The organism is Streptomyces lonarensis (genome assembly GCF_012033735.1).
Classification (GTDB): Bacteria; Actinomycetota; Actinomycetes; order Streptomycetales; family Streptomycetaceae; genus Streptomyces; species Streptomyces lonarensis.
This window is the reverse complement of record NZ_JAAVJD010000039.1, coordinates 15,033-31,902: the sequence shown is the minus strand read 5'-3', so window position 1 is coordinate 31,902 and position 16,870 is coordinate 15,033. Positions and strand designations below refer to the sequence as shown.

At 69.9% G+C, this 16,870-nt stretch carries 21 protein-coding genes and 1 tRNA gene; 15 read left to right on the top strand and 7 right to left on the bottom strand.

Going from position 1 to position 16,870, the window contains the following annotated elements:
• Positions 1-58: 58 nt before the first annotated feature.
• Entirely contained in the window at positions 59-385 is a 327-nt protein-coding gene (locus HCN56_RS08000; protein WP_167968798.1) for a hypothetical protein, read from the bottom strand.
• A 206-nt stretch (positions 386-591) separates the two neighbouring features.
• Here HCN56_RS08000 and rpsF point away from each other — a divergent pair, with 206 nt between their 5' ends.
• From rpsF to rplI, 4 genes are all read left to right on the top strand, one after another.
• On the top strand, positions 592-882 hold the full coding sequence (gene rpsF, locus HCN56_RS07995) for a 30S ribosomal protein S6 (protein WP_167968797.1): 291 nt from the start codon (positions 592-594) through the stop codon (positions 880-882).
• A gap of 130 nt (positions 883-1,012) precedes the next feature.
• The gene (locus HCN56_RS07990; RefSeq protein WP_167968796.1) at positions 1,013-1,615 is read left to right on the top strand and encodes a single-stranded DNA-binding protein; all 603 of its coding nucleotides are present in this window, start codon (positions 1,013-1,015) and stop codon (positions 1,613-1,615) included.
• A gap of 96 nt (positions 1,616-1,711) precedes the next feature.
• Positions 1,712-1,948 carry a 30S ribosomal protein S18 gene (gene rpsR, locus HCN56_RS07985; RefSeq protein WP_003978893.1) on the top strand — a complete coding sequence of 79 codons (237 nt, stop codon included), beginning with the start codon at positions 1,712-1,714 and terminating at the stop codon, positions 1,946-1,948.
• A gap of 16 nt (positions 1,949-1,964) precedes the next feature.
• A complete protein-coding gene (rplI, locus tag HCN56_RS07980) occupies positions 1,965-2,414 on the top strand; it encodes a 50S ribosomal protein L9 (RefSeq protein WP_167968795.1) in 450 nt (149 codons plus the stop codon).
• A gap of 306 nt (positions 2,415-2,720) precedes the next feature.
• Here rplI and HCN56_RS07975 read toward each other — a convergent pair whose 3' ends face one another.
• Complete coding sequence (locus HCN56_RS07975) at positions 2,721-4,277, bottom strand: MATE family efflux transporter (protein WP_167968794.1); 1,557 nt, start codon at positions 4,275-4,277, stop codon at positions 2,721-2,723.
• Positions 4,278-4,912: 635 nt separating this feature from the next.
• Here HCN56_RS07975 and dnaB point away from each other — a divergent pair.
• Entirely contained in the window at positions 4,913-6,895 is a 1,983-nt protein-coding gene (gene dnaB / locus HCN56_RS07970) for a replicative DNA helicase (protein WP_167968802.1), read from the top strand.
• A 293-nt stretch (positions 6,896-7,188) separates the two neighbouring features.
• On the top strand, positions 7,189-7,491 hold the full coding sequence (locus tag HCN56_RS07965; protein WP_167968801.1) for a hypothetical protein: 303 nt from the start codon (positions 7,189-7,191) through the stop codon (positions 7,489-7,491).
• Between the two features lie 74 nt (positions 7,492-7,565).
• Here the strand turns inward: HCN56_RS07965 and HCN56_RS07960 are convergent, their stop codons facing one another.
• From HCN56_RS07960 to HCN56_RS07950, 3 genes are all read right to left on the bottom strand, one after another.
• Positions 7,566-7,745 carry a S1 RNA-binding domain-containing protein gene (locus HCN56_RS07960; protein ID WP_167968793.1) on the bottom strand — a complete coding sequence of 60 codons (180 nt, stop codon included), beginning with the start codon at positions 7,743-7,745 and terminating at the stop codon, positions 7,566-7,568.
• Positions 7,742-8,281, bottom strand: coding sequence for a hypothetical protein (locus HCN56_RS07955; protein ID WP_167968792.1), 540 nt, complete (start codon positions 8,279-8,281; stop codon positions 7,742-7,744). Before HCN56_RS07955 ends, HCN56_RS07960 begins: the two co-directional genes overlap by 4 nt.
• Before the next feature lie 262 nt (positions 8,282-8,543).
• Positions 8,544-8,627 (bottom strand) — tRNA-Ser (locus HCN56_RS07950).
• Positions 8,628-8,825: 198 nt separating this feature from the next.
• On the opposite strand from HCN56_RS07950, the gene HCN56_RS07945 reads away from it, so the two are divergent.
• Complete coding sequence (locus tag HCN56_RS07945) at positions 8,826-9,827, top strand: hypothetical protein (RefSeq protein ID WP_167968791.1); 1,002 nt, start codon at positions 8,826-8,828, stop codon at positions 9,825-9,827.
• A gap of 242 nt (positions 9,828-10,069) precedes the next feature.
• Here the strand turns inward: HCN56_RS07945 and HCN56_RS07940 are convergent, their stop codons facing one another.
• Together HCN56_RS07940 and HCN56_RS07935 are read right to left on the bottom strand one after the other, a co-directional pair.
• Complete coding sequence (locus HCN56_RS07940) at positions 10,070-10,831, bottom strand: GntR family transcriptional regulator (protein WP_167968790.1); 762 nt, start codon at positions 10,829-10,831, stop codon at positions 10,070-10,072.
• A 1-nt stretch (position 10,832) separates the two neighbouring features.
• Positions 10,833-11,357, bottom strand: a complete 525-nt coding sequence (locus tag HCN56_RS07935) for a GntR family transcriptional regulator (protein WP_312871123.1) — start codon at positions 11,355-11,357, stop codon at positions 10,833-10,835.
• A 901-nt stretch (positions 11,358-12,258) separates the two neighbouring features.
• Here HCN56_RS07935 and HCN56_RS07930 point away from each other — a divergent pair.
• From HCN56_RS07930 to HCN56_RS07895, 8 genes are all read left to right on the top strand, one after another.
• On the top strand, positions 12,259-12,537 hold the full coding sequence (locus HCN56_RS07930) for a hypothetical protein (protein ID WP_167968788.1): 279 nt from the start codon (positions 12,259-12,261) through the stop codon (positions 12,535-12,537).
• A complete protein-coding gene (locus HCN56_RS07925; RefSeq protein WP_167968787.1) occupies positions 12,534-12,923 on the top strand; it encodes a hypothetical protein in 390 nt (129 codons plus the stop codon). Before HCN56_RS07930 ends, HCN56_RS07925 begins: the two co-directional genes overlap by 4 nt.
• Positions 12,920-13,528: a hypothetical protein gene (locus HCN56_RS07920; RefSeq protein WP_167968786.1), complete on the top strand. Its 609-nt coding sequence runs from the start codon at positions 12,920-12,922 to the stop codon at positions 13,526-13,528. Before HCN56_RS07925 ends, HCN56_RS07920 begins: the two co-directional genes overlap by 4 nt.
• Positions 13,521-14,534, top strand: a complete 1,014-nt coding sequence (locus HCN56_RS07915; protein ID WP_167968785.1) for a DUF2637 domain-containing protein — start codon at positions 13,521-13,523, stop codon at positions 14,532-14,534. Before HCN56_RS07920 ends, HCN56_RS07915 begins: the two co-directional genes overlap by 8 nt.
• Positions 14,535-14,611: 77 nt before the next feature.
• Positions 14,612-15,391 (top strand): hypothetical protein, encoded by a 780-nt coding sequence (locus HCN56_RS07910; RefSeq protein WP_167968784.1) that lies wholly within the window; start codon positions 14,612-14,614, stop codon positions 15,389-15,391.
• Positions 15,388-15,891: a hypothetical protein gene (locus HCN56_RS07905; RefSeq protein WP_167968783.1), complete on the top strand. Its 504-nt coding sequence runs from the start codon at positions 15,388-15,390 to the stop codon at positions 15,889-15,891. Before HCN56_RS07910 ends, HCN56_RS07905 begins: the two co-directional genes overlap by 4 nt.
• On the top strand, positions 15,891-16,046 hold the full coding sequence (locus HCN56_RS07900) for a hypothetical protein (RefSeq protein ID WP_167968782.1): 156 nt from the start codon (positions 15,891-15,893) through the stop codon (positions 16,044-16,046). Before HCN56_RS07905 ends, HCN56_RS07900 begins: the two co-directional genes overlap by 1 nt.
• Entirely contained in the window at positions 16,043-16,699 is a 657-nt protein-coding gene (locus tag HCN56_RS07895; RefSeq protein WP_167968781.1) for a hypothetical protein, read from the top strand. Before HCN56_RS07900 ends, HCN56_RS07895 begins: the two co-directional genes overlap by 4 nt.
• Positions 16,700-16,870: the final 171 nt, after the last annotated feature.

Here is a 16,870-nt window from a genome sequence, read left to right as displayed (position 1 = left end):
GTGCGGGACGGCGGCCGTGTGCCGTCGTCCCGCACCGTGACGCGGCGCACGGGGGCGGTCAGCCGAGGAGTCCGCCGAAGAGCCCGCCGTGCGCCATGCCCAGGTAGAAGCCGGTCGCGGCGGCACCCAGCCCGACCACCGTCACGAATCGTTCGGCCGTGGTGACGGAGATCATCTGGCCCGTCGCCCCGGTCGCGATGCCGACCAGGCCCGCCCAGGAGGCGATCAGGTGGAGTCCGGGGAAGAAGGCGGTGACGAGGGCGACGAGCCCGAGTCCCGCGGTCACCAGGGCGAGGGTGTTCTCCCTGGGGTGGGGGTTGCCGTCGGTGTTGAAGAAGGACAGCGGGGAACCGTGTCCGGCGCGTCCCTGCACTGCCTGAGCCATGGGCACCTCCAGGCGTGAAGCGTCTACCACAGAGTGTGGCGCCTTCTGGGCGGATTTCAACCGGAGCGGGGCACCGGGTAGGCTGGGTCGTCCGTGTCATGACGCCGCTCCCACCCCGGTGGGCCCGGCAGGTGACACGGTCACGCATACAACCCTCCTGCCACGGAACGTCCGTGGCCGTTGAGTCCAGAGGAGGTGGGTTCCACATGCGTCACTACGAGGTGATGGTCATCCTCGACCCCGATCTGGAGGAGCGCGCTGTCTCCCCCCTGATCGAGAGCTTCCTTACCGTGATCCGCGAGGGCAACGGCAAGGTCGAGAAGGTCGACACCTGGGGCCGTCGTCGTCTCTCCTACGAGATCAACAAGAAGCCCGAGGGTATCTACGCCGTGATCGACGTGCAGGCCGAGCCCGCACTGGTCAAGGAACTCGACCGTCAGATGGGCCTGAACGAGTCGGTCCTGCGGACGAAGGTCCTCCGTCCCACTATCCGGTGAGCTCCGCTCCCCGCATGACACCGGCCCCGTAGGGGCCCGGACGGAAACCGGGTAGTCACGTCGGCGGGTGGTGTCAGAGCCACCCGTCATCATCGCAGCACCAGTTAACACCCGCCGAGAGGTTCCCCCAATGGCAGGCGAGACCGTCATCACGGTCGTCGGCAATCTCGTCGACGACCCCGAGCTGCGCTTCACCCCCTCCGGTGCGGCGGTCGCGAAGTTCCGCGTCGCGTCCACCCCCCGTGTCTTCGACCGGCAGACCAGCGAGTGGCGGGACGGCGAGAGCCTGTTCCTGACCTGCTCGGTCTGGCGTCAGGCCGCGGAGAACGTCGCCGAGTCCCTCACCAAGGGCACCCGCGTGATCGTTCAGGGCCGGCTGAAGCAGCGGTCCTACGAGGACCGGGAAGGCGTCAAGCGCACGGTCTACGAGCTGGACGTCGAGGAGGTCGGCCCCAGCCTGCGCAGCGCCACCACCAAGGTCACAAAGACCTCGGGTCGTGGCGGTGGCGGTGGGCAGGGCGGCGGCTTCGGCGGCGGCGGTGGCGGCCAGCAGGGTGGCGGCGGCTGGGGCAACAACCCCGGCGGCGGCCAGCAGGGTGGCGGCGGCCAGGGCGGCGACCCGTGGGCCACCGGCCCCTCGGGTGGCAGCCAGGGCGGCGGCGGTGGCGGCGGTGGCTGGGGCTCCGGCCCCGGCGGCGACTCCGGTGGCTACTCGGACGAACCCCCCTTCTAGCGGCCGCTCCGGCCGCGGGGCGGACCGGGGCGACCCGGTCCGCGGGAAGGGAAGCGGGTTCTCCCCACTTCTTGAGCGAATCGAAGGAAAGAGACCATGGCGAAGCCGCCTGCACGCAAGCCGAAGAAGAAGGTCTGCGTGTTCTGCAAGGAGAAGATCTCCTACGTCGACTACAAGGACACGAACCTGCTGCGGAAGTTCATTTCCGACCGCGGCAAGATCCGTGCCCGCCGGGTCACCGGCAACTGCACCCAGCACCAGCGTGACGTCGCCACGGCCGTGAAGAACAGCCGTGAGATGGCGCTGCTGCCCTACACCTCCACTGCGCGCTAAGGAAGGGTGACACAGCATGAAGATCATCCTGACCAGCGAGGTTTCCGGTCTCGGCGCTCCCGGTGACGTCGTCGAGGTGAAGGACGGGTACGCCCGTAACTACCTGCTGCCCCGCAACGTCGCCATCCGGTGGACCAAGGGCGGCGAGAAGGACGTCGAGCAGATCCGTCGCGGTCGTCGCATCCGCGAGATCGCCACGATCGAGCAGGCGAACGACGTCAAGGCGCAGCTCGAAGGCGTCAAGGTCCGGCTGAAGGTGCGTGCCGGCAACGGCGGCCGCCTCTTCGGTTCGGTCACCCCGGCCGACATCGTCACGGCGGTGAAGCAGGCCGGCGGCCCCGAGTTCGACAAGCGTCGCATCGAGCTGGGCCACCCGATCAAGAGCCTGGGTGCCCACCAGGTCTCGGTCCGCCTGCACCCCGAGGTCACCGTGAAGGTCGGCCTGGAGGTCAGCGCCGCCAAGTGAGCCGGGCGCGCCCGGGCCGGTGCGTCATCCCCGCGTGACGGGGATGGTCACCGGTTCGGGTGGCCGGCGGCACCGCTCGGTTGACGAGCGGTCGGTCGTCGTTCGGCACGGTCGCGGTGGTGCCGCCCTGGCGCGGCACGTGAGCACAGCGGTACCTCGACGGGCCGCCTCCCTCGCGGAAGGCGGCCCGTCGTCGTGTGCCGGGTGGGGTGCGGTACCGGCGCGTCGATGGGGCGCAGCCGGTCCCGGTTCCGCCCCCGGAGCCTCCGCACCACCCCCGCACCGTTGGCCGGGCCGCCGGTTTCCTCAGCCGCGGACGGAACCGGTGACCAACCAGCGTCCGGTGCGGGCGCGGAGCCAGAGCGTCACCAGCCTCGTGCCCATCATGAGTCCGGCGATGGTCCACCACAGGGCGGAGACGCCGCCGCCCAGGACGGGCACCAGCAGTGCGACCGGTGCGAACAGCAGCAGCGTGCCGAGCATCGCCCAGGCGAGGTAGGCGCCGTCCCCGGCTCCCATCAGCACGCCGTCGAGGACGAAGACGACGCCCGCGATCGGCTGAGTGACGGCGACGATCAGCAGCAGCACCAGGAGCTGGGAGCGGACGTCGGGATCGGAGCTGAACACCCGCAGCAGCAGCGGTCCGGTGGCGGCGAGCACGGCTCCGAGGACCAGCCCCGAGCCGATGCCCCAGCGCACCATGCGGCGGCAGACGCGTCGGGCGCCGTCGGCGTCGCCGGCCCCCAGGTAGCGGCCGATGATGGCCTGCCCCGCGATGGCGATGGCGTCCAGCGCGAAGGCGAGCAGGCTCCAGATCGTCAGGGCGATCTGGTGGGACGCCACCGAGACGTCCCCCATGCGGGCGGCGACAGCGGTGGCGATGAGCAGCACGGCCCGCAGGGACAGTGTCCGCACCAGCAGGGGGGTGCCCGCGCGGGCGCACGCCCGGATGCCGGCGGCGTCGGGGCGGAGCGACGCGCCGTGGCGCCGCGCGCCGCGGACGACGACCCAGAGGTAGACGGCGGCCATGCCGGTCTGAGCGACGACACTGCCCCAGGCGGACCCGGCGACACCCCAGCCCAGGCCGTAGATGAGCAGCGCGTTGAGTCCCGCGTTGGTGCCGAAACCGCCGACGGCGACGTAGAGCGGGGTGCGGGTGTCCTGGAGACCGCGCAGCACCCCGGTCGCTGCCAGGACGACCAGCATGGCGGGGATGCCGAGAGCGCTGATCCGCAGGTAGGTCACGCCGTAGGGCGCCGCGGTGGCGGAGGCGCCGAACGCCTCGATGAGGGCGGGTGCCGTCGCGAAGACGGTCGCCGCGGTGACCGCGCCGAGGAGGAGCGCGAGCCAGATGCCGTCCATGCCCTGGCGGATCGCGGCCGGCAGGTCGCCGGCTCCGACGCGGCGCGCGACGGCTCCGGTGGTCGCGTAGGCGAGGAAGACGAAGATGTTGACGCCGGTCGCGAGGAGCGCGGCGGCCACACCGAGGCCGGCCAGCTGGGCGGTGCCCAGGTGGCCGATCATCGCGGAGTCGGTGAGAAGGAACAGCGGCTCCGCGACGAGGGCGCCGAACGCCGGAACGGCCAGGGCCAGGATCTCGCGGTCGTGCCGTCGCCCTTCGCGCCGCCGCTCCTCGCGGGGGGTGGCGGCGCGGTCTGCGCGGTGGGTGGGCCGGGCGTCCGGGGGGTGGCCCGGTGCCGGCCCGCCGGGTGCCGGGGTGGGGACGGGTGGCGTCGGGGCGGTGACCGGAGCCCCGGTGGTGGCGGCCGGCGTCGTCTCCGCAGGGCCGTCGCCGCGGTCGGTCCCGGAGCCCGGGCTCCGCCGTGCCCCGGTGGGGCGCTCGCGGTCGGGGTTGCGGTTCATGGGGTGATCCAAACATCCACAGGTAACTGACGCAAGGCTCAACTGATCCTTACGTGTCAGCCCGGTGTGTGGGATGCCCCACGGAGTTGGCGGGGATCTGGCCGAGTTCTGCGAACTTTTTGTCGCCAGGGGCTCAGGGATGACGTACTGCCAGGTCAGGGTTGGTTTCGTAGAGGTGTGCGGAGGTTCTCCACAGCGCTGTCCACTGAACCGTCCACAGGAAACGTCGGGTTGTCCACAGGGTCTGATCAGACATCCACATGGTTGACCTCCAGCCTGTGGATAACCGGGTTGGTGGTACGGGCCCGGGGGCGTAGCGTGGCCCTTCGCCTGTCTCCTCCGGTGCCCCTTCGTCGGGCCCGCCGACGACAGCGGCAGGCGTCGGGACATCGGGTGTCAGTGCCGTGCCGTAGCAATGAGCTGCGGGGGCCGGTGACGCCGGCTGCCGCCCGGCAACGGCCCGCGTACGAGGCGCGAGCACCGAGTTCAGAAGGGGCGGGGGCGTGACCGATCTCGATCACACCGGCAGCGCCTGGGACACCGCCGAGGTCTCCCGGCCGCGTCGCGGCCGGGGCAAGAACCGCGACGACGACGAGGGGTTCGACGACGCCCCGGACCGCGGTGGGTTCGAGCGCATGCCGCCGCAGGACCTGGAGGCGGAGCAGTCCGTGCTCGGCGGCATGCTGCTGTCCAAGGACGCCATCGCCGACGTCGTCGAGGTGCTCAAGGGCCACGACTTCTACAAGCCCGCCCACGAGATCATCTACGCGGCTGTCCTCGACCTGTACGCCAAGGGCGAGCCTGCGGACCCGATCACCGTCGCGCACGAACTCACCAAGCGGGGTGAGCTCTCCAAGGTCGGCGGAGCCGGCTACGTGCACTCCCTGGTGCAGACCGTGCCGACCGCGGCCAACGCCGAGTACTACGCGGAGATCGTGCACGAGCGGGCCGTGCTGCGGCGGCTCGTGCAGGCGGGGACCCGCATCACGCAGATGGGCTACGCCGCCGACGGCGACGTGGACGAGATCGTCAACTCCGCCCAGGCGGAGGTCTACGCCGTCACCGAGCAGCGCACCGCCGAGGACTACCTGCCCCTCGGCGACATCATGGAGGGCGCGCTCGACGAGATCGAGGCCATCAGCAACCGCAGCGGTGAGATGACCGGTGTGCCCACCGGTTTCACCGACCTCGACTCGCTCACCAACGGCCTCCACCCGGGGCAGATGATCGTCATCGCGGCCCGTCCCGCCATGGGAAAGTGCCTCGCTGCGGACACCGTGCTGACGGAGGCCGCGACGGGCGAGCCGCTGACCATCGCCGAGTTCGTCCGCCGCGGCCTGGCCGGTGAACCGCTGCGGGTGCACACGCTGGGCGCCGACTGGCGGCTGCGATCGGTCCGGCCCTCCGACTTCGTACCGAACGGCCGCCGGGAGGTGTTCCGCCTCACCACCGTCGGGGGGCGGACCGTGACCGCCACCGCCAACCACCCCTTCCGCACCCTCGGCGGCTGGGTGGAGCTGGCCGAGCTCGCGCCCGGTGACCACATCGCCGTCGCGGACGCTCCCGCTCCCGACGCCGCTCCCGATGCCGACGCCACTCCCGACGACGCGTCCCCGCCGGTGGCGGCAGCCGAGGGGCCGCTCCCTGCGGAGGTGCGGCAGCTGATCGACGCCGCGCACGCCCGCCGAGCGGTGAACGGGCCGACGAGCGGGCCCCGGCAGCCGGAGCGGCCGGGCCCGGTGAGCCGGGAGCAGCTGCGGAGGCTGGCGGTGGAGCTCGACGTCCCCGAACTCGGCGAACTCGCCGACTCGGTGGTTGGCTGGGACCCGGTGGCGACGATCGAACCGGCCGGGGAGTCGGAGGTCTACGACCTGACCGTCGACGGCACCCACAACTTCCTGGCGCAGGGGATCGTCGTCCACAACTCGACCCTCGCGCTGGACTTCGCGCGTGCCTGCTCCATCAAGCACAACCTGCCGAGCGTGATCTTCTCCCTGGAGATGGGGCGCAACGAGATCGCGATGCGCCTGCTGTCCGCCGAGGCGCGGGTGGCGCTGCACCACATGCGCTCGGGCTCGATGACGGACGAGGACTGGAACCGGGTCGCCCGGCAGATGGCCGAGGTCAACGAGGCGCCGCTGTACATCGACGACTCCCCGAACCTCTCCATGATGGAGATCCGCGCCAAGTGCCGGCGGTTGAAGCAGCGCAACGACCTCCGACTCGTCGTCATCGACTACCTCCAGCTGATGCAGTCGGGCGGCTCCCGTCGGCCCGAGTCCCGCCAGCAGGAGGTCTCGGACATGTCGAGAAACCTCAAGCTCCTCGCCAAGGAGCTGGAGGTGCCGGTGATCGCGCTCTCGCAGCTGAACCGTGGTCCGGAACAGCGGACCGACAAGAAGCCGATGGTCTCGGACCTCCGAGAGTCCGGCTCGATCGAGCAGGACGCCGACATGGTCATCCTGCTCCACCGCGAGGACGCGTACGAGAAGGAGTCACCGCGGGCGGGCGAGGCCGACCTGATCGTGGCCAAGCACCGAAACGGCCCCACCGCGACCATCACCGTTGCCTTCCAGGGCCACTACTCCCGCTTCGTCAACATGGAGGGCGGCTTCTGACGCCGCTGTAGGGCCTCGGATCTCGGGTCGGAAACTCGGTTCTGACGTCGGCTGTGATGTCGAATGTGACGTTACGTCAGAAACGGATACTGCGCGGTCCTGAGCCCCGCATGACCACCTCGCCCGGTCTTCATCGAGCGAGCTCAGGCGACGCGCCCCACCGTGTTCGGCACCGAGATCGTGGCTGCTGCTCGAGTCATGAGCACCCGGACCGAGGACGCTCCTGGGACCAGGCCGCCCCCGCGCTGGGCGGAGATATCCCGCCCGGCGATCATGGCCCGGTGACGCCATGGATGCGCTGCTACTGGGACGAGGACGATGTCTGGTTCTACTTCGAGGTCGATGCCGAAGGCTGGGTGACCAGGCAGGTCGAGCTCGAAGAGCCTGAGCTGACGCCGGTCGTGGCTGCCTCGCTCGCCGAGTGGCAGCGCGCCCGCGACGCAGGCCGCCTCGCTGGGTACGACAGCAGGTTCGGGACCACGGCCGAGCCGCCGGTCTCGGAATGGGAAGGCCACGATCCCGAACAACTCACCTCCGAAGAGTTCGACGAAGTCTGGGTTTCTGCCCGTCGCCACCTCGCGGTAACACCGCGCTGATCGTGGCGAACCTCCTCTCCCGACCCGGGCACACCGGGTGAGGTGGGGCGGCTCCCTCGCCACCGTCCTCGTGCTCATGCGCTCGGCGGCGAGGCGGCGGACGTGTCGGGCCCCGTCACGTCTCTGAGGGACAGTGACACCCGCCCGCGGTCCGAGCAGATGTTGACGACGCGGGCGCGGACCCGCCGGTCGACGGAGAGGACATCGGAGGGATGACCGACCCGTGCGCGCGCCAGCTCAGGCATGTTGATCATGGCCTCAAGCCACCGATGTCGACGTAGGAGACGCCGAAGTCGGCGATGCGGGTCACCGTGCCGGTGACGAGATCGTCGAGCTGAAAGATCCTCAGGAAGCCCGGGCCGCAGTCGCTCTCCGTCGCTTCGGCCCGCCAACGGGCCTGTAGTGCGCCGACGTCTTCGGGCACGACTGCGGTGAACAGAGGAGCGGAGCGCTTGTCGGCGTGCAGGTTGAGGAGACCCTCGGCCGGCAGAGGGGCGATCACGGCGTCGTGGTCGGGGTACAGGTGAGGCGACACCGCCGACCGGGCGTGTGGCGCGGTCCGAGCGCGCATCGCGTCCACGGTGCCAGGTGTGAGGAGGCGCCATCGCCCGGCGCCGGCGACGTGGCTCTCCGCCAGGAGGCCCGCGAAGCCCGCCCGGACCGCTCGGCTCAGGTGGTCCCAGAACGCGTGGTCGCCGAGGTGCCGGTCCTCGGCGTCGGTGGTCTCCATCTCGTACGGCAAGGACGGTATGGGCTCGGGGAAAACGTCGAGCGCACGGGCTTGCTTCACGGCCTTCTCGCAGGAGCGGCGACTCCCGAGGACCTGTCGTGCGTGCTCACCCGGTAGGCGTATGGCAGCGGCATGGGGCCAGTATCCGGCGTGTGTGGACGACGAGGTGCGGCTATGCGCGGCGCAGGGTGGAGCGCCGAGGGGGCGGAGGGGCTCATGGGGCATGTGTTCCACGTGAAACATGAGCGTCCCCTGACGCGCGGAAGGGGCGCCGCGCCTGCTGGCGGACGCCCCTTCCGGGCTGGTGCTGTGCTCACCTCTGCGGAGGCTGTGGGATTTGAACCCACGGTGACGTTGCCGCCACGACGGTTTTCAAGACCGCGCAGTCCAACGTGCCTGTGTCCCCCTGACCTGTGGGTTTGGTCTCGCTGTCTTCTCTTCTTTGGGGTCTCGGGCCACAGGGTGGCCACGGTGCTGTACCGAGCACCATCCAGGCGAGCGCGAGGATCAGCCGGGCGCCGCTTGGAGGAGGACTCTTCGCGGCGGCGGTACAAACGGGAGCAATCCATAACAGCGACTTGCGGAGCGGTGGGATCATAGCGCCATGAACGACGATGACAGCGTTGAGCCGGAGCCCCAGGAGGAGCAGTCGAAGAGCAACGCGCACGAGAAAGTGATCCGTGAAGAGGGAAATTCCCTCTCGGGGCTCCACCCTGCTCTGAGTATGCCGTACGTATACGGCGGCTTGGGTGCAGAATTGGCCGAGTGGGCAGCTGATCTCTACAGGCCCGAGATTGACCTATCTCGATTTGTATTCGATATTGCCCCTGTCGGCCTCGCCGTCGCGGATATGGTGCACAAGCAGATGGCGGAAATGGCTGGATTCCGGGATTTTGTCCGGACGGCTATGGAGCCGCTAGCGCTTCACTTTAGGCAGCAGTGGATAGAGGCGTTCGAGTCATTTGCTGAGATCCGCAAAAGAATCTATCCTGAGAATCTTCACGCTGCCACGCCCTCGATCGAGGTCTTTGAGAAACTTCTCATTGATGAAGGCATTCCTCTTATGTGGGTGCCAGGGCCCAAGGTTGTTGAGGCGCTTATCGGGGCTCCGGATGCTGCGGCCCGGCGCCGCATCATCGGTAGGCGCTGGAAGGGGATCGTCAGCGACTGCGAAGCTGTACTTACGAGCATTGACCATCCCGGCTTGGCTGAGCCGTGCGAGTTCGCGCGCAGCTGCGTGGATGCGCTTAGAGATGGTCACGCGAATCCAGCGCAGGCCCTCGCCGCCAATCTGCTCGACACTCTGATGAGAAATCACTTCGACAGTGCTAGTCGGGTTAAGCTGACGAAGAATGAATTCAAAAAGAAGGGCGTCAAGTTCAATCTGGATGACTACAGTATTCGGGTCGCTTTCACGTTTGCTCCGGTCTGGTACGCTCACACTGAATACTGGCCTAAGAATGGCGACCCGATTCCGGGTTCTTTTGGTCGGCACCCAAGTGCTCACGGTGTTTCGCGCGTCCAGTACAAGCGGGTCAATGCGGTTATGGCGCTCATGCTGGTGACGTCGGTCTTGAAGTTTTGCGACTTGGAGCTTGAGCGATAGAGGGCGAGCGGTCGAAAAGGTGTACCGTCAACGGTCTATCAGGAGTATCCGGTCGTCAAGGGGGCTACCCGGTCAGCCCTCGCGAACCGGGTCGCGCCGTTTCTGTGTAGCGTGGTGACCGGCTTACCGAGCTGCTGATGCGGGCTCCGCGCGGTGGACCGGCTATCCAGGACGGCTCCGAGGTCCTGATCAATTCAGCCACAAGGCCACATTGTCAGCGATCCAGCAGCCAGGGGCTCCCCTCAGTCAAATTCATACTGTAGCTCGTACAAATGGCCGGCCTTGGCCATAACGGTGGCCTCAATCGGTCGCTCATTGTGGCTATAAACGACTCGGAGTGTCCGTATGACCGGCAGCTCGCTCGGGAGCTGGAGCGCTTCCCACTGTTCCTGAGTCGGTACGCGGGCAGATACGCGGTCCACGGTCTCCTTCGGGGGGTAGCCCAGTTCCGCAAGGAGGGTCGGCGTACCTCCTCGAATCTTGCGCTCCTCGGCGAGAGCCGTCCCGCGGGCGAGATCGCTCGGGTAGTAGGACGTCACGAGCTCTGCCGGCTCACCATCGAGCGACAGCAGTTGGTGGCGCATCACGGCCGTCTCGCCGTCGGGGAGGTCCAGAAGCTTCGCGATCTCTCGCGGGGGGCTGACCTCGCCGACAGCTAGCAGCTTGATGCTGCCCTTCCGACCGCGCTTCGCCGCTTCCGTGAGCCAGCGGTACGGCTTGGCAGCTTCCGCCGGCTGGCCGAAGTCGGCGGGGCGCATGGTCTGCTGCCGGTGCTCCCGCACGGTGACCGCCGCTCCAGGGCGCCCCACGGCCAGCTGCTCCGCTTTGAGTAGTTGAAGGGCCTTCTGGATGGTGGCGTTGGACGCCTGGAAGCGCTCCTTAAGCCGGGCTGTCGAAGGCAGGCTCGCGCCAGGCTCCAGTTCGCCGGACATGATCTCGTCGCGTAGGTCGGCAGCGATCCGCTGATGCAGCGGTCGCACGTCGGGGCTGTCGTTGGCAGGCATCTCAACCAACCTTCAGTCGGTAGCGCAAGCGCTGCGAGGTGGCGGGGAACACGGAGAAGTCGAACTGGAACGGCTCGCCGGCCTCGTCGTTGGTGGTCCGGGCGAGGCACAGAACCGGGTCGTGCGGTCCTAGGAGCAGAAGCTCTTGTTCTTCCGGGGTCGACAAGCGAGCCGTGATGTCCTCCTGGACGAGAGAGGGTTCGTACCCCAGCTCCGCCAGCAGCGTGACTACGCCGCCTGGAATCTTGGCGGTCCCCGTAAGACGGGTGCCCCCGGCAACCCGCACGGGGAAGTAGCTGTCGGTCAGCTCGATCGGGGCCCCGTCCAGGTAGATCATCCGGCGGCGGGCGACAACTCGCTCGTCGTGGTCCAGCCCTAGAGCGCCTGCGACCCAAGCTGGTGGGCTCGTCTCGCCGGCGCTGAGGACGCGTTGTCCGCCAGACCTCCCCGCCGCCGCGGCCTCCTCGCCCCACGCATCGCGCTTGCCCTCCCCGCGGGGCCGAACGTACGGCGCCGACTCGTGCACCCACTCACTGGCGCCCACTGCTGCCTCCTACCTGTCGTGCGCTCGCAGAACCTTGCTGCTTTACACGGTAAGCGCTACGGACAGAACGGCAACCTAGCTGCCTTTCGCGAATAGTGGTACGGTCCTTCGTGTTGAGCCCGGGTGACCCGGGGTGAGACACGAGGGGCCTTCTTTGGGCTGCTCGGATGCTGAGGGCGGGGACGTTGCAATCCCGCTAAACGTGCTGGTCAGCGCTTCGGTGCTGGCTGGTGAGGTGGCCCGGTGACCTCTTTCGACGGCCGGAGGGTGGGGACCTTGAGTCCCTCTTGCAGTGCTTGTTCTTTGCTCTGCGGCCGTTGGGGTCGCGTGACTGATTGGGGGTGTGACGTGCGACGAAGACCCGTGCCGGGTGTGGTGCTGGACCGGTGCCGTGCCTGATGCCCGATGCGTCGATGGGTCGCTGCCGGCCGCCGTGGTGCGGCGGGTGGGTGCCCGGTGCCGAGCGCACTCGATGCCCGGCAGGAGCTGGCCCCGCACACGTGCGGGGGCGGTGCCTGTCGGGTGGTCGTGGCCGCTCGAACCGACCGGTCAAACGACAGCGGCGGCGCCGGAGTTGCAGCTCCGGCGGCGCCCTCCACAGGAACCAGTGAAAGGACTCCCTGTGAAGCGCTTCATCGTACGTGCCGTGTTCGCGGCCGTGGAGGTCTGCAACATCTGCTGCGCGCAGTTGAACGCCGACAAGTCGTGCCCGAGGTGCTGGGGCGACCCCAAGCGCCGCTGAGCGACGTCCGAAAGACCGGCAACAACCGTCGGCGCTGACCAGCACGACGACCACCGACCACCTATACAAGCAAGCAGGGCGACGGCTCATCCCTTGGCGGGGATGCCGTCGCCCTGCCCTGTTCAGCCCTTGGAGGGCTTGATGCGAGAGTACGTCGGTCCGCACGAGGTGCGGACCCTCCACGACATGATCGAGCTGTCGCTCGGCATCGACCCCGAGCTGTTCCTGGGTGTCGAGGGCGAGAGCTGCGAGGAGCGCGCCGCCCGGCTGGACGCGGCCCGCGACATCATGGCTGAGGACCCCGAGCTGTTCGACCAGCTCTTCCGTCTCGCGATGCGGGCCCCGGGCGCGGTGCGGCGTCTGCGACCGCTGGCCCCCACCGCCCGCCGCCTCGCCGCGAAGACGGCGGTGGCCGCATGACCGATCGCACCCCCACGACGGCTGCCGGCGCGGCCCGCGCCGCCGCCGAGGCGATCCGTTCGCTCAACCACCTCACCATCCGCCCCAGCGACGCGGCCGACTGGGAGATGCCCGGCGACGTCTACGCCGTCATCGGCGCGCTCGCCGCGGTGGCCGGCCGGTTGCCACAGGCGCTGGGCCAGTGCGCGGCGCTGGTCGACGCGCTGCATACCTCGGGCCGGTTGCGGCACGACTCCGGCGACGTCGACCAGCTGCGGGTCGACGCGGCGGCGTTCGGCATCGAGGCCCGGGAGGCCGCGGCCACAGCCGGCCGCCTGGCCGACGGGCTTCACCACGCACACGCGGCCCTGGCCCGTATCGGCTACGACGAAGGGACCGGCCGATGATCCGCATCACCACCACCAGGACCCTGCACAACCTGCGGTTGCAGCGGGAGGACGCCGAAACCCGAGCGGCCACCGCCTACCGCCACCTGCGCGAGAACGTCAACCAGGCCACCCGGGAGGTCCAGGCGGCCACCCACCGCACGTCCGCAGCGGAGGAAGCGGTCGGCAGGGCTCGGGCTGAGTACCGGCAGCTCCTCGCGCTCGCTGCTCTCGTTGTGGTCGGCGCCGATCAGCGCGCCCGCGAGGCTGAGGCCACCGCCGACCGGTTCAGCACTGAGCTGAACCGGCTCGCCCGGGCCGTTCATCTCGCTGCGTCCCGGCCGGTGGAGGTGTTCATCGTGCTGCGCGACGGCCGTGTTCACGGCGTTCACGCCACCGAGCACGCCGCGTTCAAGCAGGCGGAGAGCGACCCCGACGACCCAGCGCCTAAGGACTGCTGGGGCGATTGGAGTCCCGGAGTCGACAGTCCCACCGGGTCGCGGTGGCGGGTGCTGAAGGTGCCCGTTCACGGGCTGTTCGCGGCTGTTCAGGCTGAGGCCGCCGCCGTTCACGGCACCGCCGCCGGTGTTCACGACGCACGCGGGGCGGGTGGTCGGGATGGATGAGCAGACTCTCCGTCAGGCCGACCGGGTGCTGAGCGTCGGGACGTGGCTCATCGTCGCCGGAGCCGTCATTTTCTCCGTCCTGACCGTCACGCCGCTGGTCCGGCAGGTCACCCCCGAAGGGTGGCAGTGGACGGCACCGATCCTGCCCATCGTCGTTGACGCGGCGGTGGTCATCGTCGTCCGCCTGGACGCGGCGCTGGCTCGTGTCGGCGGTCACGCGGGCGGCTGGCCTGTCCTTCTTCGCTGGATGACGGGTCTCATGACTCTCGGGCTGAACACGGCCGGGAGCTGGTTGAAGAGCGATTGGGTGGGCGTCGCCGTCCACGCTGTCGCCCCGCTGCTGCTGATCGTCTCCTCCGAAGCCTCCCTGTCCTACCGTCGCGCGCTCAGTGCCGCGGTCACGGCTCGGGAAGCCCAGCAGAGGGCCGATCGGGAAGCCCGTGAACAGCAGCGGTGCGAGCGTGAACGCGTCGCGCGTGCCGACCGCGAAGCCGCCCAAGAGCGGGAAGAGCGCCGGGAGCGGGAGGCCCGGGAGTATGCGGCGAAGGTCGCTCGGGAGGAGCGCGAGCACACCGCTGCCCTGGCCCGTGAACAGGCGGCGGCTGAGGCTGAACGCGAACGGCTCCGGCTTGAACACGAACGCGCCTCCCGTGAACAGCAGGCCCGGGACCGTGAACGCCAGCAGGCGGAAGCCGACCGGCGAGCCCGCGCGGAAGCCGATGCGCGGCGGGAGCGTGAACGCGCCCAGCAGCAGCGCCAGCGCGAGGAACGCGAACGCCGCGAGCACGCTGCCCGCACCGCAGCCGAGGAGGCCGCCTGCCGCAAAGCCGAGCTGCTGTCCGCCGGCCCCGCCACGCAGAAGCAGCCCGAGCGCACCGCGCACGACACCGTCCGCGCCGCGTTCGACGCCGACCTGTCCGTGCGGCAGGCCGCGGAACTCTGCGGCTGGTCGGTCGGCTGGGTCTCGAACCGGTACACCGAACTCCGCGAAACGGTCGCCGCGTAACCGCCCCCGGACGGCCGGACAGGAGTCCGGCCGCCCGGGCCGAGTGGCCGCGTTGCGGCCTGAAGGAGAACGCTCGTATGGCCACCACCCATCACACCCCCGAGGGAGGGGACGCGACCGCCCCGGCGGAGCCCATCTCCCCCACCCGGATCATCCCGGCCGGGCAGCCCCTACCGGACCCCGAGCCCGGCTGGGACAGCGAGCCTGGCCCGCCCGCTCGCGAGTCGTGGTCTCGCTACCGGCCCGGCGCGACGCCTCTCACCGGCGCCCCGGAAAGCGCGGACGACGTCCCGCCGTGGCGCCGCGAGTCGCCCGACGAGATCCCCCGTTCCGAGGAAGACGGTGGGACGACCGACGGCTCCGAAGGGTCCCCCGCGCCCCGCGAGACCAGCCCCGAGACCCCCGGCGCCCACCGCCCGCCGCCGCCCGTGGCTCCCGAGATCACCCTCCGGCTCGCTCCCGAGGACAGCCTCACTCTCCAGCAGATCCGAGACGCCCTCGTCCCGGTAGAGGCCCGCCCCAGTTTCCGGGCCCGCGCCTGGCGCCTCCTCGCGCGGTGCCGCCCCTGGGTCACGGCCATCGGCTGCGGCCTCGCTGTCGCTCCCATCACCGGCAACAGCTCGCTCGGCACCCTGTGGGCCGACGTCGTCCACTACGGCCGCACCGACGGTGGCATCGGCATCGGCTACGGCCTCGCCGGGTTCGGCATCCTCGTCGCCGCCGGAGCGAACTGGGGCACCCACAAGCTGCTGCCGCTCGTCATCGCCCGCACCCTCGCCGCCACCGCGTTCATCGGCCTCGCCGGAGCCCTCCACTGGTGGCACATCATCCAGGCCCTGACAGGAGTCCCGCTGTGACCTCGTCCACCCTCACCATCGGCGGCCTCGCCGTCTCCCTCGCCATCGTCGGTGTCTGGCTCACCATCTGGCTCCGCAAGGGCAAGGACCCCAAGGGCATCGCGCCCTTCGCCGGTGGACTCGCCCTCGGGGCACTCGCCATCGCCTGCGCAGGTGGTCTGCTCGGCTGGCTCGGAGGCGCCGCCGGCGCCGGAGTGAACACCGTCGGCGGGTTCGCCGCCGGCAGTGCCACAGGCGGCGCGGACGGGGCGGTCGCCGCCGCCGCGAATGCCGGCCTCACCCCGGGCGGCGCGATTGTCGTCGTCGTGGCCTTCGCCATCGGCGCGTTCGTGGCCAAGGCCGCGAACAAGGGCACCACCTGGCAGATCCTGTTCGGTTTCGTCGCCGGGGCCGCAATGGCTCTGACCGCGGGCGGCGCCGGGCTGCTGGACAGCACCCTCTACACCGCAGCGAACACCGTCGGCGACATGGTCCTCAGTGCGTTCAACGGCGGCTCCTGATGCGGCTGACCTGGACCGTCCTCGGCACCCTCGCGATCCTCCTCGCCCTCCTCGGCGCCTACGTCGCCGCCGTCATCGCCGTCATGGCCGCGGCGGCCGGGATCGGGATCGCGCTGCGCTGGGGATTCGACCGCGCGAGAGGGGAGCGACGGTGACCCGCCGGCAGGCCGCTGCCGACCGGATCTGGGTCGGGTCCCGCCTCGTCGGGGCCCGCGCGGAAACCGCGCTGACCGGGTGGGTCGCCGCAAGCCCCGGCAAGAAGGGCCGTCTCGGGCTCCGGTGGGGCGCCGTCGGGCGCCTCACCACCCTCCTCGCCGCCGGATGGACCGGAGTAGCGGTCATCGACCAGTTCACCGGACTGCTGTGGGTCGCAACCGGCGCATGGCTCTACGCGGCGGTCCGCGCGGGCAAACCAGCAGTACCGCCGGCAGCCGAGGAGGAGCCCACTTCCGCGACAGCAGAAGAGGCCCCCGCCGACGAGGTCGACGACACCCCCGAGGAGGAGGCTGCCGAGCCGTCCCCGGAAGAGCGTCACGCGGCCCTCCTCGCGTGGATCCGCCGGGTAGCCGACGACCGCCCCGCCGTGCACCTCGCTGACCTCCTCGCCGACGCCCACGCTCGGGACGCCCTCGTCGACCACGACGTGACCGCCCTCCGCACCCGGCTCGAAGCCCGCGGAATCACCGTCCACCGACAGATCTCAGTCGGGGGCCGGAAACGGCCCGGCGTACGGCTCGCAGAGCTGCCGCCCAGCCCCTCCCCTGTGGCGGCCCCAGATCCATCTACTCAGGCATCTACCGCCGCCTGACCTGCGGATCTACCCGCCCCATCTACCGCGTCTACCGACCCATCTACCGCGTGCACTGCCCGCCTGCGGCCCCCCGAGACGGAGACCCGGTACCCACGCTGACCCCCGGCCCGGGGCGGCACCGCCTGCCAGCACAGCCGCCCCGGACCACCCATCCCTGAGAGACGGAGC

Excerpts from the sequence above, each read along its gene's own strand:
- HCN56_RS07990 (WP_167968796.1), top strand. The coding sequence starts at position 1,013 with ATGGCAGGCGAGACCGTCATCACGGTCGTCGGCAATCTCGTCGACGAC.
- dnaB (WP_167968802.1), top strand. The coding sequence starts at position 4,913 with ATGCCGCCGCAGGACCTGGAGGCGGAGCAGTCCGTGCTCGGCGGCATG.
- rplI (WP_167968795.1), top strand. The coding sequence starts at position 1,965 with ATGAAGATCATCCTGACCAGCGAGGTTTCCGGTCTCGGCGCTCCCGGT.
- HCN56_RS07940 (WP_167968790.1), bottom strand. The coding sequence starts at position 10,831 with ATGCCTGCCAACGACAGCCCCGACGTGCGACCGCTGCATCAGCGGATC.
- HCN56_RS07965 (WP_167968801.1), top strand. The coding sequence starts at position 7,189 with ATGCGCTGCTACTGGGACGAGGACGATGTCTGGTTCTACTTCGAGGTC.
- HCN56_RS07960 (WP_167968793.1), bottom strand. The coding sequence starts at position 7,745 with ATGATCAACATGCCTGAGCTGGCGCGCGCACGGGTCGGTCATCCCTCC.
- rpsF (WP_167968797.1), top strand. The coding sequence starts at position 592 with ATGCGTCACTACGAGGTGATGGTCATCCTCGACCCCGATCTGGAGGAG.
- rpsR (WP_003978893.1), top strand. The coding sequence starts at position 1,712 with ATGGCGAAGCCGCCTGCACGCAAGCCGAAGAAGAAGGTCTGCGTGTTC.
- HCN56_RS07945 (WP_167968791.1), top strand. The coding sequence starts at position 8,826 with ATGAACGACGATGACAGCGTTGAGCCGGAGCCCCAGGAGGAGCAGTCG.
- HCN56_RS08000 (WP_167968798.1), bottom strand. The coding sequence starts at position 385 with ATGGCTCAGGCAGTGCAGGGACGCGCCGGACACGGTTCCCCGCTGTCC.
- HCN56_RS07910 (WP_167968784.1), top strand. The coding sequence starts at position 14,612 with ATGGCCACCACCCATCACACCCCCGAGGGAGGGGACGCGACCGCCCCG.
- HCN56_RS07915 (WP_167968785.1), top strand. The coding sequence starts at position 13,521 with ATGGATGAGCAGACTCTCCGTCAGGCCGACCGGGTGCTGAGCGTCGGG.
- HCN56_RS07900 (WP_167968782.1), top strand. The coding sequence starts at position 15,891 with ATGCGGCTGACCTGGACCGTCCTCGGCACCCTCGCGATCCTCCTCGCC.
- HCN56_RS07920 (WP_167968786.1), top strand. The coding sequence starts at position 12,920 with ATGATCCGCATCACCACCACCAGGACCCTGCACAACCTGCGGTTGCAG.
- HCN56_RS07975 (WP_167968794.1), bottom strand. The coding sequence starts at position 4,277 with ATGAACCGCAACCCCGACCGCGAGCGCCCCACCGGGGCACGGCGGAGC.
- HCN56_RS07930 (WP_167968788.1), top strand. The coding sequence starts at position 12,259 with ATGCGAGAGTACGTCGGTCCGCACGAGGTGCGGACCCTCCACGACATG.
- HCN56_RS07925 (WP_167968787.1), top strand. The coding sequence starts at position 12,534 with ATGACCGATCGCACCCCCACGACGGCTGCCGGCGCGGCCCGCGCCGCC.